Genomic DNA, 22296 nt, shown 5'->3' on the forward strand with positions numbered 1-22296 from the left:
CGGGCGCCTCACACGGGGCGCCCGGCACACCCCTGCCCACATCCCGCGAGCACACGTCCGCGCGGATCTGACACTCCTGGCGGGCACAGGTGCGCAGAGGCCACCTCGCCTGTCACTTCCGCGGCCCGTGACCGGATCTCACTGCGCAGACGGCGCCGGCCCGAAGTAGAGAGGTACGCGGCGTGTGAGTTCGGGGGCAGCTTCCCAGAATTCCGCGTCGAGGTCATCGAGGTGGGCGGAGAGGCCCGCGTTCTCGACCGCCTCCCACACGCCGTCCCATGTGTTCACTGCCTCGGACTCGGCGAGCGGTGCGACCGCGTCCCAGAATGCTCGGACGACCGCGAGAGTGCGGACCGCGCCGACAACCGACAACGCCTCGATCGCGACCTGGACCTCGTCCGGGCCCCAGTTGCCGAGGAACTGCATGAGTCCCCCGTTGCAACCGTCCGCGACGAGCCGCCAGAGCGCCACGAGCAACCGGGAGCGCTCAGTCAGTAACGAGACATCCCGGTGCGCAGCCCTGAGGTCGTTCAGCGCTCCTTCGTACAGAGCGTCCTCCTCCAGTGCCCACGCGCTGATCACGCCTTCGGATGAGGAATGGCCGACGGCCGGCCAGTTCACACCCGTCCCGTCATCTGTGCACACCCAGCGTGCTCGAGCGGCATCGTCCATGCTCGCCACCTCAGGCCCAGCCCAGGAGAGTGGCGCAGACAGCGTCCGTCCGTCCCTCAGGCGGAGGAGGATCCGCTCACCCTCGAACTGGACATCTGTGATCGCGGGGCCCACCCTGCCCATGCTGATTCCACCTCCCAGAAGCGTCAGAAGCGAACTCTAGCGAAACGCTCTCGCGGATCTGGCACTTGCGGTGAGTTCGACGAGCCGGAACTCACCACAACTGCCACATCCGCAGCCCTCACGGCGCGGCAACGCCGCCCGGGCAGCGGCGCGGGGGGGAGCTACGCGGAGAGGGCGACGGGGTCGGCGAGGACGTCGAGGCCCACCCGGGCGCCCGGGGTGGGGCGGACGGAGGCGCCGTGCTGCGCGAAGACGACCTCGCCGGCGTCGGTGCGGAGGGTGGTGCGGCGGAGGGAGCCGAGGAAGCTCGTCGCCATCACCGTCGCGGGGAGGCCCGAGCCGAGAGGGCCGATGACGACGTTCTCGGGGCGCACGAGCGCGTGGGCCTCGCCGTCGGGGGCGGAGGCGTCGAGGAGGGGCAGCACGATGTCTCCGATGATGGCCCGCCCGGCGCGGACGGTCGCCGCCATCGGGTTCGAGAGGCCCACGAACGACGCCACGAACGGGGTCGACGGATGCGAGTAGAGCGCCTCGGGGGATCCGATCTGCTCGATCCACCCCTTGTTCATCACGGCCACCCGGTCGGCGACGGCGAGCGCCTCCTCCTGGTCGTGCGTGACGAAGAGGGTGGTGATCGCGAGCTCGGTCTGGATCCGCCGGATCTCGTCGCGGAGGGACGCGCGGACCTTCGCGTCGAGCGCCGAGAGGGGCTCGTCGAGGAGGAGGACGCGCGGACGCGTCACCAGCGCGCGGGCCAGCGCGACCCGCTGCTGCTGGCCGCCGGAGAGCTGGTGGGGGTAGCGCTCCCCGAAGCTCTCGAGTCCGACGAGCGCCAACGCGTCAACGGCCCGGGTGCGCCGCTCGGGTGCGGGGACCCGGCGCATCTGCAGCCCGAACTCGACGTTGCGGGTCACGGTCATGTGCGGGAACAGCGAGTACGCCTGGAACACCATCCCCATGTCGCGCTTGTTCGCGGGCACGGCGGTCACATCCGCACCGTCGATGGTGAGCGATCCCGACGAGATGCTCTCGAGACCGGCGAGCGAGCGCAGCGCCGTGGTCTTGCCACAGCCGGACGGACCGAGCAGGGCGATGAACTCGCCCGGCTCCACGTCGAGGTCGACGCCGTCGAGCGCTCGCGAGTCGCCGTACTCCTTCACGACGGAGCGGAAGCCGATGCGGGCGCCGCCCGTCGAGAGCGTCGGTGCGGGGATCGTCATGGGGCGGAGCCTTCCGAGGGGACTGGAGGAGAGAGGACGACAGCAGGAGCGGCCGCAGCGACGGGCGCCGAAGCCGACCGGCGGATCCGCCGACCCCGCGGCGAACGCCCGCCGCGCCCGACCGCCGACACCCGCCCGATCACGAGCAGCAGCACGAACACGAACGCGAGCGCGAGCAGCGCGAAGATCACCGCGACGTACGGGTCGCTCTTCGACACCTGCACCAGCGCGGTCTGGAGCGTGTTCCGGTTGAGCAGCGACGCGATCGTGTACTCCCCCAGCACCACGGCCGCGGTGATGATCGACGCGACCAGGATGCCGCGGCGGATGTTCGGCACGATCACCCGGAAGAAGACGGACCTCCACGATGCACCCAACGAGCGCGCGGCCTCCGACAGCGTGACCACATCCACCCCCGCGAGGTTCGACTGGATCGCCCGGTACGCGTACGGCAGCACGGTGACCCCGTACGCGAACGCGAGGGTCCACGGGGCGCTGCCGAACACCTTCACGACGACCGAGTAGACCGGGGCGAGTCCCACGACGAGCACGATCGCGGGCACCGTGATGGGGATGATGCAGACGAACTCGAGCACCCGGCGCAGCCGCGGCGCGCCGACCGCGACGATCACCATCGCGGGCACGAGGAACACGACCACGATCACGACGGTCGCCACGGCGAGGATGAGGGAGTTGCCCAGCCCCTGGAAGAGCACGCGGTAGGCGCGCTCCTTCTCGGGATCGAACACGGCCGCCCAGTGGCCGAGGTCATACGTGCCCGCCACGGCGCCGCGGAGCGTGAACTCGATCATCGCCAGGATCGGAATCGCGAACAGCAGCCCGACGACGCCCAGGACGATCCATCGCACGAGCGGCGAGGGAGCCGCCCCGATGGGCCGGTTCACCGCTGCCACCGCTCGGTCCGCGATTGCAGGAGCGAATAGGAGTACATGAGCACGACCATCACGATGATCATCCCGAGGGCGAGCGCACCCGCGACGTTCTCGCGCCCCAGCACCGTCTCGCTGACCAGTGCGGCGCGAATCTGCAGCGGCACGATCTGCGACCCCTGGCTGATGAGCGCGGCAGCCGTGGCGTAGGAGGAGAACGCATTGGCGAACAGCAGCAACAGGCTGCCGAAGAACGACGGGGCGAGGATGGGGAAGGCGATCCGCCACCAGTAGGTGGCCCGGGATCCGCCGAGCACCGCGTTCGCCTCCGCCCACTGCGGCTTGAGGCCCTCCATCGCCGGCATGAACGTGATCACCATGAGCGGCACCTGGAAGTAGAGGTAGGGAAAGAGGAGTCCGGGCACCTGGTACAGCCAGACCCCATCCGCGTAGATGTCGACACCCCAGCCCTTCAGCAGCACGGTGACGATGCCCTGGATGCCGATGGTCGCGATGAACGCGAACGCGAGCATCACGCCGCCGAACTGGGCGAGCACGCTCGAGATCGAGTCGACGACGGCGCGCAGCGGCCCGTCCGGGCGGGTGCCGAGCAGCGCGTAGCAGACGAGCGCGCCGACGACGGCGCCGATCACCGCCGTGACGGCCGACACCCAGAACGAGCTGCCGAACGCGCTGAGCACCGCCGGATCGAGCAGCGCGGCGACGTCGGCGAGCGTGAACCCGCCATCCGGACCGACGAAGCCGGTCGCCACCGCGAGCAACGTCGGGATGGCGAGGAAGAGCAGGACGTAGGCCGCGAACGGCGTGAGCCCGAGGTAGGCGGCGCGCACGCGCATCCGGCGCCTCGGCGCACCGGGGGTGGTTCCGGTAGCGAGGTCGCCGGATGCGCGTGCTGCCGTGGCCGTGGTCACTGGATCGCGGCAGCCCAGTTGCCGGCGAGGAGAGCCGAGGCGGCCTCGGTCTGCTTCGCGGTGAACTGCACGACGTCGGCCGGCGGGGCGCCCACGGCGTCGAGCGCGTCCTTGTCGACGGTGCCCGCCTCCTGCATCGCCGCGAGGCGGACGGGGTACGCGCCGGCGGCGAGGAACATGTTCTGCGCGTCGTCCCCGTAGAGGAACTCCTGCCAGAGGCGCGCAGCCGCCGGGTGCGGCGCGTCGACGTTGATGGCCTGGTTGTAGTAGCTGCCGAGCGCGACGCCGGGCAGGATGACGGTCTTCCACTCCCGGCCGCTCGAGGCGTCGACGGCGCTGAGGTTGTTGTAGCTCCAGTCGAAGACCACCGGGGTCTCGCCTGAGGCGATGGTCGCGGGGGTCGGGTCGACGGTGAGGAAGTTGCCCGCCTTGTTCAGCTGCGAGAAGAAGTCGACGCCGGGCTGGATGTCCTCCGCCGTGCCCTTGTTCTGCAGGGCGGCGAGCTCGACGGCGGCGATGGCCGCGCCGGCCTGCGTCGGATCGCCATTGATCGCGACCTTCCCCTTGTAGTCGGCGCCGAGGAGATCCTGCAGCGACTTCGGCGCGGGGACGGCCTTCGGGTCGTAGCCGATCGACATGAGACCCGTGTAGTCGTTGACCCAGAGGCCGGTCGACTCCTTGTTGTCGGCGGGGATGTCATCCCACGACTCGACCTGGTACGGCGCGAACTGGTCGGTGTTCGCGAGCGCGACGGCGGCGCCGAGGTCGAACGCGTCGGGCGCGGTGTCCTGGCCCTTGAGGTTCTGGGCGGCCTGGATCTCCTCCGCGCTCGACACGTCGGGGTCGGCCGAGTTGACCGTGATGCCGTACTCGTCCTCGAACGCGGAGATGATCTTGCCGTAGTTGGCCCAGTTGTCGGGCAGCGCGATCACGTTGAGCTGACCCTCGGCCTTCGCGGCCGCGACGAGGGCGTCCATGCCGCCGAGGTCGGCGGCGCTGGTGGCCTTCGCCGCGTCGCCGGCGGAGCTGCTGCCCCCGGTGGCGTCGGCCGAGCTGGAGCACGCGGCGAGGGTGAGCGAGAGCGCCGCGGCGGCGGCAGCCGCCACGAGCACGGTGCGGCCGGGACGGCGACCGGCGCGGACGGCGGTCGGGGTGGTCGGGTTCACGGGTCTCCTCCGATGCTGTGGACCGGATGCGCGGTCTCGCGCTCCTGGCGCGGCGCATCCACTGGAGCACGGTATGCACCCCGTCCGACCCGCCGGGGTCGCCCCCGTGAACCGGGCGTGAACAGCTGCCGCACGTGCCGCACGGCCGTCCCACTGCGTTTCCGCGGCCCGCAGAGGCGTGTGGCTCGGGTGAGGGAGGCGTGATATAACCGAGTATGTCTCAGCTGACGATGGTCGCGCACCGGCGGAATGGGCCGGGGCTCGCGTCGGTGATCGTGGGCGGCATCGGGGTGCTCGCGGCGGTGCCGATCGTGCTCGTGATCGTCGTGCTCGCGGCCGTGCTGTGGGGCGGGCTCGAGCTGGACGACGCGGCGCAGGTCGACGTCGTCGTCGGGCTGCTGTCGTGGATCCTCGCGGCGCCGCTCGCGGGACTGCTCGGGCTGGGCGGCACCATCACGGCGATCGTGGGGCTGTTCCGACGACCCCGCACGCTCGCCGGCATCGGGCTCACGCTGTCGCTTCTCGCGCTGCTCAGCGCGGCGGCGGCGCTCACCCTCGTGCTGCTGTCCAGCGCCGCTCTCGAGTCGATCGAGCCGCTCCTCGGCACGCGCGCGTGAATCGGGCGGCGCGCGGGCGCGGGTAACATCGAAAGCGCTCCGACACGTGCACACCCAGAGAAGAGCCCGAGACGATGACGTTGCCCACCACCTCCCGCCCCGCCGACGAAGCCGACGAGGTGTCCGCCGAGATCGCCCGCTCCTGGCTGCTGGTGTCCGCCCGCCGCACCGACGAGTTCGACGTCGCGCACCGCTCGCGGGCCGATCAGATCGTGCTCGACATCGAGGACGCGGTCGATCCGAAGCTCAAGCCCCAGGCCCGCGACGACGTCGCGACCTGGCTCTCCGGCGGCGGCAGCGCCTGGGTGCGCATCAACGACCGCACCACCGACTTCTGGAGCGGCGACGTCGACCACCTCAAGGGCCTCCCCGGCCTCCGCGGCGTGATGCTCGCGAAGACCGAGTCGGCCGCCGACGTGACCGAGACGTTCGACCGGCTCGGCGGATCCACCCCCGTGCTCGCGCTCATCGAGTCGGCTCTCGGCATCGAGGAGGCGGTGTCGATCGCCCGCGCCCGCGGCGCGTTCCGCCTCGCGTTCGGCAGCGGCGACTACCGTCGCGACACGGGCACCAGCGCCGACGACATGGCCATGGCGTATCCCCGCTCCCGCCTCGTCGTGGCGTCGCGCATCGGCAAGCTCCCCGGCCCGATCGACGGCCCCACCGTCAGCTCGAGCCACCCGATCCTGCGCGAGCAGTCGGAGGTGGCGGTGGCCCTCGGTCTCACCGGCAAGCTCTGCCTCGACCGCGACCAGCTGCCCGTCATCAACGAGGCCATCTCCCCCACCAAGTCGGATGTGACGTGGGCGCGCGACTTCCTCGCCGACTTCGAGGCCCGTGGCGGTGTCATCCGCGACGGGTCCGACCTGCCGCGCCTCGGCCGCGCGCAGAAGATCGACAAGCTCGCCCGCGCCTTCGGCGTCGAGCCGCTCTAGAGCGTCGCGCACCCGCGCACAGACCCGCGCTCAGCGGGTGACGAGCTCGATCTCGACGAAGGCGAAGCCGTCCGCGTTGTGGTTCACCACGTTGTGGCGGGCGCCGGGCTCGCGGCTGTAGCTGCGGCCGTGCACGTACTCGAAGACCGCGTGGCCGCCGTCCTCCTGCTCGACGGCCAGCGTGCCGGTCGAGAGCGGCACGACGACGTACGGATGCTCGTGCGTGTGCCATCCGGTCTCGGCGCCCGGCTCGAACCGCCACTCCGTCACCCGGAAGGTGCCGTCGTCCACCTGCACGGTGGGCACCGCTGATCTGCGCTCCATGCGTCCACGCTATCCCGTGCCCCGGCGCATCCGGGACGGATGGCGCTCCGCGCCGGTCCGGGGTAGGCCACGACGACGCCGGCGAGTGGCGGGTGCGCGGCTACAGCCAGCCGTTCGCCTCGGCGATGCGGGCGGCGTCGGCCCGGTTGCGTCCGCCGGTCTTCCCGATGGCGGCGGACAGATGGTTGCGCACCGTGCCCTCCGAGAGGTGCAGGATGCGGGCGATGTCGGCGACCGTCCCTCCGGTGCGGGCGAGTGCGAGCGCGTCGGTCTCGCGCTCCGTCAGGGGCGAGTCGCCCTGCGCCAGCGACTCCGCGGCGAGGGTGGGATCGAGCACGCGTTCTCCGCGATGGACCCGGCGGATCGCATCCGCCAGCTGGGTGGCCGGGGTGTCCTTCACGACGAAACCGGAGGCGCCCGCCTGGATGGCGCGCTTGAGGTATCCCGGCCGTCCGAACGTGGTGACGATGATCACGCGGCACGACGGCCGGGCCGCACGCAGCTCGGCCGCGGCGGCGATCCCGTCGATCCCGGGCATCTCGATGTCGAGCATCGCCACCTGTGCGTCCGCCGCCACCGCCGCCGCCACGACCTCGTCTCCCCGCCCCACCTCCGCAACGACCTCGATGTCGGGCTCCAGCCCGAGCAGGGCCGACAGCGCTCCGCGCACGAGCGCCTGATCGTCGGCGACGAGCAACCGGATGGAGGACGCATCCGACGACACGGCCGCACCCCCGCTCACAGCAGCACCCGCAGACTGAACCCGCCGAGGTCGCTGCGCCCCACGCTCATCCGCCCGCCCGTCGCCTCGACGCGCTCGCGCAGCCCCGTGAGCCCCGTCGACACCGCGGCGGGAGCGGCGGGCCCGATGCCGTCGTCGGCGACCTCGACCTCTCCCCCGCGGAACGAGATGCGGCAGGTCGCGGCGCTCGAATGACGGATCACGTTGGTCACGCCCTCGCGCACCACCCAGCCGGCGAGCTCGCGGCGGTCGGCGGGGACGACGTCGGTCGACGACGGCAGGTCGGCCGTGATGCCCGCCGCCGTGAGCGCCGACCGCGCGGCGGCCAGCTCGGTGCTCACGTTGACGCCGCGGAACCCCGCGACGGTCGCCCGCACGTCGGCGAGCGCTCCCCGAGCGAGCCCCTCGACCTCGGCGATCTCGGTGCGTGCCCGCACCGGATCGGCGTCGACGAGCCTGCCCGCGAGCTCGGCCTTCACCGTGATGACGGTGAGGGAGTGCCCGAGGATGTCGTGGAGGTCGCGGCCCACGCGACTGCGCTCCCGCTCCACGGCGAGGATCTCGAGCTCGGCCTGGGTGTCGCGCAGCTGCGCGATGGTCGCCGTGGTGCGCGCGAACGCCGCCATCATCGCGGAGATCGACAGGATGATGGCGGGGACCCACAGGATGTCCTCGCTCCAGCCCTCTGTGACGCCGAGGGCGATGAGCGCGGCCGCCGCCAGCCCCAGGATGACCGGCCAGGTGACCCGCCACGGGAGCAGACCCATCCCGACCAGCACGCCGACGTAGGTCCACGATCCGACGACGTCCCACTGGATCCACGGGAAGAGCGCGAACGACAGCACCAGAAGGCCCGCCGGCACGAGGAGCCGCCGCCGAGCCGGGAGCGACCACGTGAGCGGCGCGCCGGCGAGGAAGGCGAGCCCGAAGACGACGACGAGCGCGACCCCGGCGACCGCGGCGGCGACCGAGCCGGAGTGGTCGACGGCCGCCTGCGCGATGCTGACGAGCCAGATCAGCGCGATGGCCGCCCCGAGGTACCAGCGCCTGGCGCCCGCCGACAGGAGGATCTGCCGGGTCGAGAGCTTCCCGAACGAGGTGATGGACGAGGGACGGATGGGCCACCCGGGCCCGCCGTCCGCTCGTCCATCCACCATGGGGATCACTCTACGGTCGAGGAGGCTCACACCCGCTTGGTGTCGCGGCGGAAGGCCCAGGCCGTGCCGCCCACGAAGATCGCCAACCACACGAAGGCGTTGACCACCCACAGCAGGTCGACGGTCTCGCCGGTCAGCGGCGCCCGAGCAATCTGGCTGATGCCGTAGACGGGCGTGAAGGAGGCGATGGTCTGCATGAAGTCGGGCATGCTGCTCACCGGGTAGAAGAGTCCGCCGAGGAAGGCCAGCAGCACGATGGCGAGGCTCGTGATCTGGGCGGCGTTCTCGCCGGGCACGAGGTAGCCGACCATGAGCCCGAGCGCGGTGAACACCGCGGCGGCCAGCAGCCACGCGACGAGACCGGTCGAGATCCACTGCCAGGGGTCGAGCTGGATGCCGCTGATCGCGCCGGCCGCGAAGGTCGCCACCACGGCGAACAGGCCGAGCAGCATGCCGGCGATCATCTTGATCACCACGTTGACGAGCGGGTTGATCGGCGTGAGCCGCAGCTGGCGGCTCCATCCCTGGGCGCGTTCGACGCCCACCGCGGCGCCCGTCTGCGTGGCCGACATCATCGCGCCGTACATCGCCATCGAGACCATGATGTAGGCCGCGACCGACAGACCGCCCTGGTCGAGCGGCTTGTCGGTGAGCGGCACGTCGCGGAGGGGCAGCCCGATGATGATGAACATCACGATCGGGAACGCCACGGTGAAGACGAGCGTGCGACGGTTGCGCAGCTTCCGCTTGAGCTCGATGCTCAGGTACGTGAGGTTGAAGCCACCGAGGGGCGGCACCCGGCGGTCGAGCGTGACCCGGTCGGATGCCGAGGTCGCCTGGGTTCCGGCGGATGCGCTGGTCGCTGCGGTCATGAGCGTGCTCCCTGCTTCTGGTCGTCCGACTCGTCGGAGGTGAGCGCGAGGAACACGCTCTCGAGGTTCTGCGGCGTGATCTCGACGTTGCGGGCGTCTGTCTGCGTGAGCAGGTACCGCGCCACGGCGTCGGAGTCCTTGGTGTGGAGCACGATGCGATCGCCCTTGATCTCCACGTCGTCGACGCCCGGGAGCGCCGCGAGCGCGACCTGGTCCGCCTGCGGCAGCGTGGCCTGCACGACCCGTCCCGAGACGAGGTTCTTGATCTCGCTGGTCGTGCCGTCGGCGACGATGCGTCCGCGGCTCATCAGCACGATGCGGTCGGCGTACTCGTCGGCCTCCTCGAGGTAGTGGGTGGCGAACAGCACCGTCCGCCCGCGGGCGGCGTCGGCGCGGATCGCGTTCCAGAACGACCGGCGCCCCTCGACGTCCATGCCCGTGGTGGGCTCGTCGAGGATGAGGAGTCCCGGGTCCGAGAGCAGCGCCATCGCGAAGCGCAGCCGCTGCTGCTGGCCGCCGGAGCAGACCCCCACGCGGCGATCCGCGATCTCCGCGATGCCCGCCCGCGCCATCACCTCGGCCACCGGCCGGGTGTCGGCGAACAGGCTCGCGGTGAGCTCGAGCGTCTCACGCACGCTGATGTCCTTAAGGAGTCCGCCGGTCTGGAGCACCGCCGACACGAGGCCGTGGGCGATCGCCGCCCGGGGCGCCTCGCCGAACACCTGGACGGTGCCCTCATCCGGAGTGGTGAGGCCGAGGAGCATGTCGATCGTGCTCGTCTTGCCCGCGCCGTTCGGGCCGAGGAAGGCGACGATCTCGCCCTGCCGGACGTGGAGGTCGACACCGTCGACCGCGCGGACCGAGCCGAAGCGCTTGACCAGCGCGGTCGCGTCGACCGCCGGTCGGAGAGTGGTGGCGGCGGGGGGCGCCTGCCGGGGAGGTGTCGTCGTCTGCATGTCCCCAGCCTGACGGGCGCGCGACGCGGATGCCTCGGCCCTGCGTCACGACCTCACCGTGACATTCGTCACGGTCGCCCCGCGATCAGGAGGTGAGCAGCCAGGTCCAGATCAGGAGCAGGGTGATGAGGAAGCCGCTCACGAAGTTGAGCAGCAGGAAGCGGCGCCAGCCCCGGTTGGCGCTCTCCGCCTCCGGGTCGGTGATCGACCAGAACGGCAGGATGCTCACCGCATAGGGCAGGGCTAGGAGGCCTGCCAGAGGGCCGGGCCAGGGGGTGAGCAGCATCAGGAGACCGCTCGCCACGTAGGCGACGAACGCCAGACGCACGGTGGCGCGCGCCCCGATCACCGTGGCGACGGATCCGATCCCGGCCTCGCGGTCGGGCAGGATGTCCTGCACCGCTCCGAACGCGTGACTCGCGACGCCCCACACGAAGTAGGCGGCCAGGAGCGCGACGAGCCCCGGGGTCACGGTCGCGCCCGCCAGCGCGAAGCCGTAGACGGCGGGGCTCACGAAGTGCGTGCTCGAGGTGAGCGAGTCGAGGAAGGGCCGCTCCTTGAACCGCAGCACGGGTGCGCTGTACGCGATCACGGCGAAGACGCTCACGGCGAGCACCAACCACGACAGCGGCGACCCCGCCAACACGAGCACCACCAGGAAGGGCACGTTCGTGATGACGACGCCCCACAGCGTGATGCGGTGCAGCGACCGGTCGAGCACCGCCCCCTCGACCCCTCCCTTGCGCGGGTTGCGGAGGTCGGACTCGTAGTCGAAGACGTCGTTGATGCCGTACATCGCGAGGTTGTAGGGCACGAGGAAGTAGATCGTGCCGACGATGAAGACCCAGTCGACCTCGCGCACGGTCAGCAGGTACGCCGCCGCGAACGGGTAGGCGGTGTTCACCCACGAGAGCGGACGGGATGAGAGCAGAAGCTGGCGGATCACCGCGGTCCCTCCTCGGACGTCCTGGCCCGGGGTTCCAGCAGCACCCAGAGCGACGGCAGCAGCACGGCCGCGGCGATGGCGTAGGCGAAGTCCTCGACCGGGGCGATCCCGATGAAGGCGCCGCTGATCCGGTCGGGGGCGTACGCGACGAGCCCGACCGCGATCATGACGTTATCGAATACGGCCGTCATCACCAGCAGCACACCGAGGCCGATCGCCCCGGCGCCCAGCGTCCGGCGCAACGAAGCGCTCCGTCGCCGGGCGAGCGACACCACGGCGACGATCCCCACGGCCGCGACCACGGCGAGGAAGAAGGAGTTGAGCGCCCAGTACGTCATGCCCTCTCCCCCGCTCTCGTGCGCGGGAGACGAGCCGCGAGCATCCGCCTCGCCGCGCAGAACACCACCATCGTCAGGTAGCAGAGCAGCAGGAGGAAGAAGACCTCCTCGACGGGCAGCTCCGGCGCGATGACCAGGCCCGTCATGAACGCCGTCTCCCCGCGGAAGAACACCCCGAGGCCGATGCCGAAGAGGTCCCAGACTAGGAAGAACACCACCCCGGTGACGAGCACGGCGATCGCGCGCCACGGCACCCCCGCGAAGACGAACAGCCGGAACCGTCGGTCGAGCGTGATCATGCCGCCGATCGAGATCAGCAGTGCGCAGAGGTAGAGGAAGCCCATTCAGCTCACGCCGCCGGCGGGCGCATCGGGCGCCATCCGGTCGGCCTTCTCGAGCGGCTCGAGCGGCTCCGGCAGCGGCGTCGTCGAGACGTCCCCACGCAGTCGCTTGATCACCAGCTCCGCGCTGATGAGGCACATGGGCAAGCCCACACCGGGCATCGTCGATGCACCGGCGTAGTAGAGCCCGCCCACCTTCGAGCTGACGCCCTTCGCGCGGAACATCGCGCTCTGACGCAGCGTGTGGGCCGGGCCGAGGGCGGTGCCCTTCCAGGCGTGGAAGTCGTCGGCGAAGTCGGCCGGGCCCACCGTGCGGCGAACCAGGATGCGCGACGCGAGATCGGGGATGCCCGCCCAGGCCGCGATCTGCTCGATGGCCGCGTCGGCGATCGTCTCGATGCGGGCGTCGCCGTCGCCGTCGACTCCCCCGCGTCCGAGCGACACGTCGGGCGCGATCGGCACCAGCACGAAGAGGTTCTCCTCGCCGTCGGGCGCCACGGCGGCGTCGGAGGCGCTGGGCCGGCACACATAGATCGACGCGGGGTCGGGTACGGCGGTTCCCGGCTCCGAGTCGAAGATCGCGCGGAAGTTCGCCCGCCAGTCCTTCGTGAAGAACAGCGTGTGGTGCTCGAGCTCCGGCAGGTCGCCGCGCACGCCCAGGTAGATCAGGACCGCCGAGGGTCCGGCGATCCGCTTCTCCCAGTAGGCCTCGGGGTAGGTCTGGAGTTCGGGCAGGAGCAGGTCGACCTCGCTGTGGTGGAGATCGGCGGTGGACACGACGAGATCCGCCTCGATCGAGTGCGCTCGACCGTCCGCATCAGACCAGTTGACCCCGCCCACGTGGGGCAGTTCGCCTCGGGAGGGCTCTCGGGGTGTCTCGATGGCGGCGGGAACCGTGGCGGCAGGCTCATATTCCCCGCCGAGCATGCGTCGCAGCTCGTCGCGGTCGAGCACGGTCGTGTCGAACTCCGTTGTGGGGTAGTCGTACGGATCGGCGGGCTTCGTGATCACTGCAGCCGCCACATCCGCCTCCGCCTGCAGCACGATGCGGGTGGCCTCGGCACCCGTGATGATCTCGACACCGGCCCGGCGCGCGATCCGCTCGATCGCCGCGATCACGGACGTGAACCCGCCCCGGGGATAGAGCACGCCGTCGGCGAGGTCGAGGTGGCTCATGAGGTGGTACATGCTCGGAGCGGAATACGGCGACGTGCCGAGGAACACACCCGGGTACCCGAGGATCTTCTGGAGCCTGTCGTCGCGGACCGTCCGGCCTGCGAAAGACATCAGGTTCTCGGTGAGCAACCGCACCAGCCGGGGGAAGCGCTTCAGCACCGGACCGACGAGCAGCGGCCGGACCTGGTCGAACGTCGAGTAGAGGAAGTGCTCCTTCGCCAACCCGTAGGTCTCGGCGGCCGAGTCGAGATACGCCTCCATCTTCGGACCGGAGCCCGGCTCGAGCGACTCGAAGAGCGCGATGTTCTCCTCGCGGCTCGCCGCGATGTCGATCGGCTTCGCGTCGCCCTCCGTGTACACGCGATATCCGGGGTCGAGACGCACGAGGTCGAGCTCCCGGTCGGCACTCGTGCCCATCAGCTTGAAGAAGTGATCGAACACCTCGGGCATGAGGTACCACGACGGGCCGGTGTCGAAGCGGAAGCCGTCCTGCTCCCAGCTGCCCGCACGACCGCCCAGGGCGTCGTTCTTCTCCAGGAGCGTGACCTGACGCCCCTCGCGGGCCAGCAGCGCGGCTGTGGCCAGGCCGCTGATCCCACCTCCGATCACGACCGCTCTCGACGTCACTCCGCTGCTTCCTTCTCGACCGTCCGTGGCAGCCGCCCGACGGCGGCCCCTGCAGCTATTCTCGCCTTCACAGCGTTGGGGACGCGGATGCGCGTGGTCATGAGCGTGGCGGCCGGTGTCTCGCGCAGCCGCGAGGTGAGCTCTTCGAAGAGCCCCTGGGCCAGCGCCACGGCCTTGCGCGACGACGGCGGGAGTCCCGGAAGGCAGCGCGCGGCGCAGTCGAGGTCGTGCTCGATCTCCGCCAGGATCTCGGCCTTCTGGGCTTCCGTGAACGACTCGACGGTCACATCCGGGAAGTAGCTGCGCCCGAGGGTGCGGAAGTCGGCCGACAGGTCGCGGAGGAAGTTGATCTTCTGGAAGGCGGCACCCAGGTGCCGCCCGCCCGCTTCGAGCCGGGCGCGCTCCGACGGCGTCACGTCGACGCCACGCAGGAAGGCCTTGAGGCACATCAGGCCGACGACCTCCGCGGATCCGTACACGTAGTCGTCGAACGACTCACGGTTGTGGGCGGTGCGCGTGATGTCGGCGCGCATCGAGCGGAAGAACGGCCGGGTGAGGTCGGTGCCGATGCCCACCTGCCGCGACGTCAGCGCGAACGCGTGCACCACCAGGTTGGTGCTGTACCCGCAGCGGATCGCCTCCTCCGTCTCGGCCTCGAGCGCATCCAGCCGCTCGCGGATGGCATCGGCGTCGAGGTGGGCCGACTCCCCCAGCCCGTCGACGACCTCGTCGGCGATCCGCACCAGCGCGTAGATGTTCTCGACGTCGCGACGCACCGTCGCCCCCAGCAGTCGGGCCGCGAGGCCGAACGACGTGGAGTAGCGGCGGATGACGATCGACGCCGTCTCGACGGCGACGCGATCGTAGAGGGAGAGCTGCGACTCGCGTGCGGGGTCGCTCATCGGACGCGCTCCAGCACGCCGGCGACGACGGGCCGGAACTCGTCGCGCACCCGGTGGGTGAGCGCGGGGGAGGCCAGCGCCTCCCAGGCACGATTGGCGTAGTCGCGGGCGAGCGCCTCGGCGAATCGCCGCGATCCCGTCGTCTCGAGCACGGCGCGGATGCGCTCGGCCTGATCGAGCGTGAGGTTCGGGTCGCCGACGAGCTGGGCGACCTCCTGGTACTCCGGCCGTGTCACGGCGTGGGCGAGGATGACGGTGCTCTTGCCCTCGCGCAGGTCGCCGAGGTTCGACTTGCCGGTGGCCTCCTCGTCGCCGAAGACCCCGAGGAGGTCGTCGACGATCTGGAACGCGATGCCGATGCCGCGTCCGAAGTCGCCCAGCGCATCCACCGCATCCTGGCCGGCGCCGGCGAGCAGCGCACCGGCCCGCAGCGGCCCCTCGAACGAGTACATGGCGGTCTTGAGCCGCTCCATCTCGACGATCTCCTCCACGGGAGGGATGCCCGCCCGGATCGAGAAGTCGACGTCGTAGAGCTCGCCCGCCGCCGACAGGAACATCGACTCGTCGAGCACATCGAGCACGCTGCGGCGCACCGCGTCGGGCAGCCGGCCCGTGTCGATCAGGCGGTAGGCGTAGAAGAGCGCGAGGTCGCCGGCGATCACGGCCACCGACATCCCCCGGTGCTCCGCGATCGGGATGGGGATGCCCGCGGTGGTCGCGATGTCACGGTAGCTGCCCGATACGTTCGGGCTGCCACGGCGGACGAAGTCGCGGTCGATGACGTCGTCGTGCACGATGAGGGCCGTGTGCAGCAGCTCGAACGCCGCACCGACGGTGGCGGCCGACTCGATGTCCTGGCCGCCGAGCGATTCGTAGGCCGCCATCACCATCCGGGGTCTGAAGCGCTTCCCGCCCGCCGAGTTGCGCTCCAGCGTCTCCCAGAGTGTGCTGTAGGCCTCACCGATCCCCCGGGCGCGACCGCGCTGCTCGGTGAAGAAGCGCGCGAGCACCTCGTCGACAAGGTGCGTGCGCCGTTCGGAGAGAGCCAGGAGGCCGTGTGCGTCCACCTGGTTCACATTACATGGCAGTCTAGTAATAAAGGAGGTCAACGACATGGCACAGACGACCGAGCAGGTGGTCCTCCTCTCCGACGACGGCGTCGCCATCGGGACCGCCGACAAGGCCACCGTGCACACCGAGGACACCCCGCTCCACCTGGCCTTCTCCTGCCATGTCTTCGACGACGAGGGGCGGATGCTCGTCACCCGCCGCGCGCTCCACAAGCGCACCTGGCCCGGCGTCTGGACGAACTCGTTCTGCGGACACCCCGCGCCCGGCGAGGACATCGTCCACGCTGTCAGCCGTCGCGCTGCCGACGAGCTCGGCATGGAGCTCGACTCCGTCGAGCTGGTGCTGCCCGACTTCCGCTACCTCGCCGTCGACGCCTCCGGCATCGTCGAGAACGAGGTGTGCCCCGTCTACACCGCGCGCGTCGCCGGCCCGTTCGAGCCCCACCGCGACGAGGTGATGGAGTGGCGCTGGGTCGACCCCGCCGAGCTCCGCGTCGCGGTCTCCGCCGCGAGCTGGGCGTTCAGCCCCTGGCTCGCCCTGCAGCTCGAGCGCCTGCACCCGGACACGGTCGGCGCCGCGGCCCGCTGACGCGCACTCCGTCTGTCGAGGGCGTCATCGGGCAGCTGCGTCGCGGAGCAGCGCGGCGAGCGCCTCGTCGTCGCCGGTCACCTGGTACAGGTACGCCAGGGTCTCGGTGATCCCCGGCTCGTCCGGCGCGAGCGTGCGTGCATCCCGGAGCGCCGCGTCCGCCTCGTCGTACCGGCCCTGGAGGATGAGGACACCGCCCAGCCGGTGCAGTGTCTGCGGGTCGTTCGGTGCGCGCAGGTCGAGGTCGCGCAGGGTCTGCTCGGCGGCGGCGAAGTCGCCCGCGTGCTGCCGCGAGGCCGCGAGGGCCTTCGCGGCGGGCACGGACGCGGGCAGCGCGTCGACCGCGCGCCCGGCCCAGGTCGATGCGAGACCGCCGACATCCGCATCACCGCGATCCGCGGCTGCGGCGAACTCCTCGGCGGCGATCACGAGCACATCGGGATCCCAGGGACGGAGGTGGACCGCGGTCTCGAAGGCGGTGTTCGCCCGCTCCGGCGACTCGGCGACGGCCTCCACCCCGGTTCGGAGCGCCACCTCACCCGCCAGCGCGGTCGCGGTGAGCATCGACCAGGCTACGACGGCGACTCCGGGGAGGAGCCGGACCACGCGTGCACGTGCTCCGGTGATCGTCACGGTCGACGGCCGCGGAGGATGCGCGACGATGACGCCGATGCACAGCGCCACCAGGATCACCGGCCCCGTGGTCGTGAAGTGCGTGCTCGCTCCGAGCATCCAGACGAGCACCGCGACGAGGGCAGAGAGGACCAGTGCCCGCCTGCTCCGCTCCGACTCGGTGAGCCCCAGCTCGCGGATGCGCCGGATCGCCGTGCCGAGCACGCCGAGCACGAGTGCTCCCGCGAGAAGCAGCAGCGGCAGTCCACCGGCGAGAATCGCCTGCAGCGCGATGTCATGCGGCGAGTCGACCACCGAACCGTACCCGAAGAGCGGGAACCACTCCGGCCCATGCTCTGCGGGCACTGCATCCTCGAAGCCGCTCGGGCCGGTGCCGAGAAGCGGCGAGCTCGCGAGCACCCTCAGCGACTCGACCCACAGCTGGAAGCGGCCCTCGATCGTGGTCGAGGCGAAGGGGCTCGTGCCCAGCAGCCTGCTCTGCGTCAGTGGCACGAGCAGCGCGGCGGCCGTGAGCCCGGCCAGGATCGCCGTCGTCATGAGCAGACGCCATCGCCGTCGACCCCGAGGCGCCGTCGCCACCCAGAGGACGCCGAGGAGCACCATCCCGAAGGCGAGGGAAGCGATGGCCGCACGGGATGCCGAGAGGACCACCGCCGCGAGCGCTGCGGTCGATCCGAGGGCCAGGAGAAGTCTCTGCCCGGTGCGACGGTGGGTTGCGGTCGCAGTCGCGAGGGCGACGACGAGCATGACCGCGAGCATCGCCCCGAGCAGCCCCTGGTCGGTGGCGTTCCCGAGCAGGGATCCGGGCCGGCTCGTCACCTCGGACTCCGACCCGGGAAGGAAACGGATTCCGCACGTCTCGAGCACCGCGGTGCCCCCGACCGCCAGCGCGACGACCGCCAGGGCGAGGCTGGAGAGCTCGCGATCCCGTGTGGTCGAGGACGGACCGAGCACCCGTGCGCCGATCCAGAGCGCGATCGTGTAGCCGCCGAGCGCGAGAGCGCCCTCGAACCGAGGCCAGCGGCCGAGCAGCTGAGCCAGGGGAGCGTCGCCCAGCAGCGCGGCGATCGCCAGGACGGCTGTGGCGAGGGCCACGAGCAGGATCACCCACCGCGGGAGCCGGCCACGAGGCACGGCTACGGCGGCGGCGATGCCGGCCGCTGCCAGGACGGCGAGCTTCGGCAGCACCCACGGAGACAGCGCGGCAGGCAGGAACGCCACGAGCGACACAGCGACGAGCACGAGCGCCGCACGAGGCGCAGCGTCGCGGCGCGCATTACCGACGGTGGTCACGATCTCCCCGACCTGATCAATTCTCAGCTTGTTCTGAGCATCGGACTCTACAGTCCTTGGCTTGCTCATGGTGAGCATTCATCACGAAATCTCAGGAAGAGACCGACCCACATGATCACGACCCGTTCCGTCCTCGCGAAGGCCGCGCTCGTCGCGCTGCCCCTCGCCCTCACCCTCGGTGCGCCGGCGGCCGCGTTCGCCTCCGCGCCCGCAGCACCGACCACCTCGACGCGCACCGCCACCGCCGACGCGGGCGCCGGCCACTCCGTCCCGGGCATCGGTGCCCGCACGGGGGAGACCAGCCGCTGCACTCGCGACAGCGGGTGGGAGTGCCTGACGTCGCCCCAGCCGCCGGTGGGCACCGTCGGTGTGCCGTACTCTTACCAGATCACCGTCGACGGCACCAAGGTGGACCCGAGTGCGTCGATCACGATCAGCGGCTCGCTGCCGGGCGGTCTCACCTTCGATCCCAGCAGCCGGATGATCACCGGAACGCCCAGCAGGGCCGGTGTGTTCGGCATCAACATCGGCGTGACCGACGCCGATGGCCGCGTGCTGCTCGGTGCGAACCTCGTGATCGCCGATGCCGCGACCACGATCTCCTGCCCGTCGACGATCCTCACCCGCGTCGACCGCCCGGAGTACATCCGCTGTTCGACCAACCAGCCCCAGGGCGCTGGAACATGGGGTGTCGACACGAACATCTCCGCGCTTCCTCCCGGCATGTACCTCGGTGGCGAGGGTGCGATCGCCGGCACGCCCACCGCGGCGGGCACCTACCAGGCGCTGATCACTTACACGACCCCGACGTCGAGCGCATGGACGTGGGTCACCATCACCGTCAAGCGCTCGCTCACCGGCCTCTACTGACACCTGCACGACAGCGGCCCGTCGTCTCCTCGGAGGCGGCGGGCCGCGCCGCGTTCCGGGGGAGGATGGGGGTATGAGCGAGCTGCGCGTCGGTGTCCTGCCCGAGTCGAACGAGCGGGTGGAGGGCGCGGTGCGCGACGGGGGCGGGCGCGTCGTCGAGGTACGCGACGGGGAGCCCGTCGACGGGCTCGTGGTCTGGTTCGGCACCCGCCCGGAGGCGCTGGAGCGGGCGCTGGAGGCGCATCCCGAGGTGTCGTGGGTGCAGCTGCCGAGCGCGGGGATCGAGAAGTACGCCGACTCGCTGCGCGCGCATCCGGACCTGGCCTGGACGAGCGCGAAGGGCGCCTACGCCGAACCCGTCGCCGAGCACGCGCTGGCGCTGACTCTCGCGTTGCTGCGGCTGCTGCCCGAGCGGGCGCGGGCGACGAGCTGGGGCGAGGTCGCGGGCACGAGCCTGCACGGGCTCGAGGTCGTGGTGATCGGGGCCGGGGGAGTGGCGCTCGAGATCGTTCGGCTGGTGAAGACCTTCCGCACGACGGTCACCGTGGTCCGCCGGAGCGACGCGCCCGCCGCGGGCGCCGACCGCACGGTGACGAGCGATCAGCTGCGGGAGGTGCTCGCCGGTGCGGATGTCGTGATCGTCGCCGCCGCGCTCACCGACGGCACCCGGCGCCTGCTCGACGACCACGCGCTGGCCCTCCTGCAGCCTCACGTCGTGCTGGTCAACATCGCGCGCGGAGGGCTCATCGACACGGATGCGCTGGTCTCCGCCCTGCGCGAGGGACGGATCGCGGGGGCCGCGCTCGACGTGACGGATCCGGAGCCGCTGCCCGACGGACATCCGCTCTGGACCGAGCCGCGGGCGCTCATCACGCCGCACACGGCCGACACCCCGGCGATGATCGAGCCGCTCCTCGCGGATCGCATCGGCCGCAATGTCGCCGCCCGCATCGGCGGAGGCGGCCTCGAAGGTGTCGTCGATCCCCATCTCGGTTATTGATATTTTCTCAGCATCGTCGCAGCCTCATGACGTACCCTCCGGGGCCATGATCCGAACCCGTAAGAACCCGGCCGCCCTGGCGGCCATGCTCACGCTCCCACTCGCCCTCGTCTTCGCGGTGCCGCTCAGCGCATCCGCCGAGGATGGGGACTCGGTCGACACCGAGATCGCCACCGAACCGTACGCCTGCGATCGGTCGACGGGTGATGCTTGCGTCGTCTCACCCCGCCCGGGCGACGCGAGCCTCCAGCGGCCCTACTTCCATCGGATCGAGGTGGTGAAGCAGGGGACGCGCGGGCGCATCTCCTTCGGGATGGGGGAGGGCAGCCTCCCTCCGGGCCTCTCGCTCGATCCCTTCGCGGGCACCATCACGGGCACCCCGACCGCGGCCGGCTCCTTCGCCTTCCAGCTCTACACCTACGACGAGACCGGGTCGGGGTCCCTCTGGTACACGCTCGACGTGATCGACCACTCCGTCTCCCTCCAGTGCTCCCCGGGCATCTTCGGCACCGTCGGGCTCGCACTCAACGAGCGGTGCACGGCATCCGCACCCGACCGCGGCACGTGGCGCGTCGTCGCGGGCGCACTCCCTCCGGGAGTGACCCTCGACGCGGACACGGGTCGGCTGACCGGCGTCCCCGGTTCGAGAGGCGAGTACACGGCCACGCTGGAGTACCGCACGGCCTACGCGAGCGCGAGCACGCCCGTCACGTTCCAGATCAGGCCTCCGCGGATCTGGTACTGATCACCGGGGACGGATCTGACAGTCGTGGCGGGTACAGGCGACACGAGCCCGCCACGACTGTCAGATCCGCGGATGCGAAGCCCCTGCGAGGACTACTCCGAGAGCGCGCGGAGGCGAGGGGCGAGGTCGCGCTCGAAGAGCTCGAGGAAGCGGCGCTGGTCCTGACCCGGCGCGTGGAACACGAGGTGATTGAGCCCCGCGTCGACGTACTGGGCGATCTGCGCGACGACCTCGTCGGGGTCGGCGCCCACGATCCAGCGCGAGGCGATCTGCTCGATGGGCAGCGCATCCGCCGCCTTCTCCATCTCGACCGGGTCGGTGATGTCGTGCTTCTGCTCCTTCGACAGGGCGAGCGGGGCCCAGAAGCGGGTGTTCTCGAGCGCGGTGTCGTAGTCGGTGTCGTAGGAGAGCTTGATCTCGATCATCCGGTCGATGTCGTCGAAGGAGCGCTCGGCCTTCGCGGCGCCCTCCTTCACGGCGGGGATGAGGTCGTCGGTGTATAGCGACATGCCCTTGCCCGAGGTGCAGATGAAGCCGTCGCCGGCCCGCCCGGCGTACCGCGCGACCACGGGGCCACCCGCGGCGACGTAGACCGGGATGGGGGAGGAGGGGCGGTCGTAGATGGAGGCGTCGTGGGTGGAGTAGTACTCGCCCTCGAAGTTGACGCGGTCCTCGGTCCACAGCGCCCGCATCAGCGAGATCGCCTCGCGGAGGCGCGCGAAGCGCTCCTTGAACTCGGGCCAGGTCTGCTCGCCCGCGCCGCGGAATCCCGTCGCGATCTCGTTCAGCGCCTCACCGGTGCCCACGCCGAGGAAGATCCGGCCGGGGTACAGCTCGCCCATCGTCGCGAACGCCTGCGCGATGACCGCGGGGTTGTACCGGAACGTCGGGGTCATCACCGAGGTCCCGATCCGGATCGACGACGTCCGCTCGCCGACGGCGGCCATCCACGTGAGCGAGAACGGCGCGTGTCCGCCCTCGTGCCGCCAGGGCTGGAAGTGGTCCGAGACGGCCACCGACTCCATCCCGTGCGCCTCCGCGGCGACGGCGATCTCCACCAGCTCCCGCGGGTCGAACTGCTCAGCGCTGGCCTTGTATCCGAGTCGAAGCGTCATGTCCCTATTCTGTTCCCGTCCCGCGCTCGATGCGCGTTCCCATCC

The 22296-nt window shown here is 70.9% G+C and carries 24 protein-coding genes; 6 read left to right on the forward strand and 18 right to left on the reverse strand.

Going from position 1 to position 22296, the window contains the following annotated elements; all coding sequences use genetic code 11:
* Positions 1-138: 138 nt before the first annotated feature.
* From ACFJGV_RS11580 to ACFJGV_RS11600, 5 genes are all read right to left on the reverse strand, one after another.
* Positions 139-795, reverse strand: coding sequence for a DUF4375 domain-containing protein (locus tag ACFJGV_RS11580; RefSeq protein ID WP_378144090.1), 657 nt, complete (start codon positions 793-795; stop codon positions 139-141).
* 161 nt (positions 796-956) lie between these two features.
* On the reverse strand, positions 957-2015 hold the full coding sequence (locus ACFJGV_RS11585; RefSeq protein WP_378144091.1) for an ABC transporter ATP-binding protein: 1059 nt from the start codon (positions 2013-2015) through the stop codon (positions 957-959).
* Positions 2012-2920 carry an ABC transporter permease gene (locus ACFJGV_RS11590; RefSeq protein ID WP_378144092.1) on the reverse strand — a complete coding sequence of 303 codons (909 nt, stop codon included), beginning with the start codon at positions 2918-2920 and terminating at the stop codon, positions 2012-2014. The genes ACFJGV_RS11585 and ACFJGV_RS11590 overlap by 4 nt, the downstream gene beginning before the upstream one ends.
* Entirely contained in the window at positions 2917-3762 is an 846-nt protein-coding gene (locus ACFJGV_RS11595) for an ABC transporter permease (protein WP_378144093.1), read from the reverse strand. Before ACFJGV_RS11595 ends, ACFJGV_RS11590 begins: the two co-directional genes overlap by 4 nt.
* Positions 3763-3833: 71 nt before the next feature.
* A complete protein-coding gene (locus ACFJGV_RS11600; RefSeq protein ID WP_378144095.1) occupies positions 3834-5003 on the reverse strand; it encodes an ABC transporter substrate-binding protein in 1170 nt (389 codons plus the stop codon).
* 215 nt (positions 5004-5218) lie between these two features.
* On the opposite strand from ACFJGV_RS11600, the gene ACFJGV_RS11605 reads away from it, so the two are divergent.
* Together ACFJGV_RS11605 and ACFJGV_RS11610 are read left to right on the forward strand one after the other, a co-directional pair.
* Positions 5219-5620: a hypothetical protein gene (locus tag ACFJGV_RS11605; protein WP_378144096.1), complete on the forward strand. Its 402-nt coding sequence runs from the start codon at positions 5219-5221 to the stop codon at positions 5618-5620.
* Positions 5621-5694: 74 nt separating this feature from the next.
* Complete coding sequence (locus ACFJGV_RS11610; protein ID WP_378144097.1) at positions 5695-6555, forward strand: HpcH/HpaI aldolase/citrate lyase family protein; 861 nt, start codon at positions 5695-5697, stop codon at positions 6553-6555.
* A gap of 30 nt (positions 6556-6585) precedes the next feature.
* On the opposite strand, the gene ACFJGV_RS11615 is transcribed toward ACFJGV_RS11610, so the two are convergent.
* The 11 genes from ACFJGV_RS11615 to ACFJGV_RS11665 form a co-directional block, all read right to left on the reverse strand.
* Positions 6586-6879: a cupin gene (locus tag ACFJGV_RS11615; protein ID WP_378144098.1), complete on the reverse strand. Its 294-nt coding sequence runs from the start codon at positions 6877-6879 to the stop codon at positions 6586-6588.
* Between the two features lie 100 nt (positions 6880-6979).
* Positions 6980-7621: a response regulator gene (locus tag ACFJGV_RS11620; protein WP_378144099.1), complete on the reverse strand. Its 642-nt coding sequence runs from the start codon at positions 7619-7621 to the stop codon at positions 6980-6982.
* On the reverse strand, positions 7618-8778 hold the full coding sequence (locus ACFJGV_RS11625) for a sensor histidine kinase (RefSeq protein WP_378144100.1): 1161 nt from the start codon (positions 8776-8778) through the stop codon (positions 7618-7620). Before ACFJGV_RS11625 ends, ACFJGV_RS11620 begins: the two co-directional genes overlap by 4 nt.
* A gap of 26 nt (positions 8779-8804) precedes the next feature.
* Complete coding sequence (locus ACFJGV_RS11630; protein ID WP_378144101.1) at positions 8805-9650, reverse strand: ABC transporter permease; 846 nt, start codon at positions 9648-9650, stop codon at positions 8805-8807.
* On the reverse strand, positions 9647-10606 hold the full coding sequence (locus tag ACFJGV_RS11635) for an ABC transporter ATP-binding protein (RefSeq protein ID WP_378144102.1): 960 nt from the start codon (positions 10604-10606) through the stop codon (positions 9647-9649). Before ACFJGV_RS11635 ends, ACFJGV_RS11630 begins: the two co-directional genes overlap by 4 nt.
* Positions 10607-10691: 85 nt before the next feature.
* Positions 10692-11552, reverse strand: a complete 861-nt coding sequence (locus ACFJGV_RS11640) for a prenyltransferase (RefSeq protein ID WP_378144103.1) — start codon at positions 11550-11552, stop codon at positions 10692-10694.
* Positions 11549-11890 carry a lycopene cyclase domain-containing protein gene (locus ACFJGV_RS11645; protein ID WP_378144104.1) on the reverse strand — a complete coding sequence of 114 codons (342 nt, stop codon included), beginning with the start codon at positions 11888-11890 and terminating at the stop codon, positions 11549-11551. The genes ACFJGV_RS11640 and ACFJGV_RS11645 overlap by 4 nt, the downstream gene beginning before the upstream one ends.
* On the reverse strand, positions 11887-12234 hold the full coding sequence (locus tag ACFJGV_RS11650) for a lycopene cyclase domain-containing protein (protein WP_378144105.1): 348 nt from the start codon (positions 12232-12234) through the stop codon (positions 11887-11889). The genes ACFJGV_RS11645 and ACFJGV_RS11650 overlap by 4 nt, the downstream gene beginning before the upstream one ends.
* On the reverse strand, positions 12235-14034 hold the full coding sequence (gene crtI, locus ACFJGV_RS11655) for a phytoene desaturase family protein (RefSeq protein ID WP_378144106.1): 1800 nt from the start codon (positions 14032-14034) through the stop codon (positions 12235-12237). It abuts the gene before it with no gap.
* Positions 14031-14936, reverse strand: coding sequence for a phytoene/squalene synthase family protein (locus tag ACFJGV_RS11660; RefSeq protein ID WP_378144107.1), 906 nt, complete (start codon positions 14934-14936; stop codon positions 14031-14033). Before ACFJGV_RS11660 ends, crtI begins: the two co-directional genes overlap by 4 nt.
* The gene (locus ACFJGV_RS11665) at positions 14933-16051 is read right to left on the reverse strand and encodes a polyprenyl synthetase family protein (RefSeq protein ID WP_378144109.1); all 1119 of its coding nucleotides are present in this window, start codon (positions 16049-16051) and stop codon (positions 14933-14935) included. The genes ACFJGV_RS11660 and ACFJGV_RS11665 overlap by 4 nt, the downstream gene beginning before the upstream one ends.
* Here ACFJGV_RS11665 and idi point away from each other — a divergent pair.
* Entirely contained in the window at positions 16050-16595 is a 546-nt protein-coding gene (gene idi, locus ACFJGV_RS11670) for an isopentenyl-diphosphate Delta-isomerase (protein WP_378144110.1), read from the forward strand. The two genes, ACFJGV_RS11665 and idi, sit on opposite strands and share 2 nt — an antisense overlap.
* Before the next feature lie 24 nt (positions 16596-16619).
* Here the strand turns inward: idi and ACFJGV_RS11675 are convergent, their stop codons facing one another.
* Positions 16620-18590: an O-antigen ligase family protein gene (locus ACFJGV_RS11675; protein WP_378144111.1), complete on the reverse strand. Its 1971-nt coding sequence runs from the start codon at positions 18588-18590 to the stop codon at positions 16620-16622.
* A 42-nt stretch (positions 18591-18632) separates the two neighbouring features.
* On the opposite strand from ACFJGV_RS11675, the gene ACFJGV_RS11680 reads away from it, so the two are divergent.
* The 3 genes from ACFJGV_RS11680 to ACFJGV_RS11690 all read left to right on the forward strand — a co-directional run bounded on the left by ACFJGV_RS11680 (position 18633) and on the right by ACFJGV_RS11690 (position 21136).
* The gene (locus ACFJGV_RS11680) at positions 18633-19391 is read left to right on the forward strand and encodes a putative Ig domain-containing protein (protein WP_378144112.1); all 759 of its coding nucleotides are present in this window, start codon (positions 18633-18635) and stop codon (positions 19389-19391) included.
* Positions 19392-19464: 73 nt separating this feature from the next.
* Positions 19465-20391: an NAD(P)-dependent oxidoreductase gene (locus ACFJGV_RS11685; protein ID WP_378144113.1), complete on the forward strand. Its 927-nt coding sequence runs from the start codon at positions 19465-19467 to the stop codon at positions 20389-20391.
* A 46-nt stretch (positions 20392-20437) separates the two neighbouring features.
* On the forward strand, positions 20438-21136 hold the full coding sequence (locus tag ACFJGV_RS11690; protein ID WP_378144115.1) for an Ig domain-containing protein: 699 nt from the start codon (positions 20438-20440) through the stop codon (positions 21134-21136).
* Positions 21137-21228: 92 nt separating this feature from the next.
* Here the strand turns inward: ACFJGV_RS11690 and fgd are convergent, their stop codons facing one another.
* On the reverse strand, positions 21229-22251 hold the full coding sequence (fgd, locus tag ACFJGV_RS11695) for a glucose-6-phosphate dehydrogenase (coenzyme-F420) (protein WP_378144116.1): 1023 nt from the start codon (positions 22249-22251) through the stop codon (positions 21229-21231).
* Positions 22252-22296: the final 45 nt, after the last annotated feature.

Source organism: Cnuibacter sp. UC19_7 (genome assembly GCF_042699995.1).
Taxonomy (GTDB): domain Bacteria; phylum Actinomycetota; class Actinomycetes; order Actinomycetales; family Microbacteriaceae; genus Cnuibacter.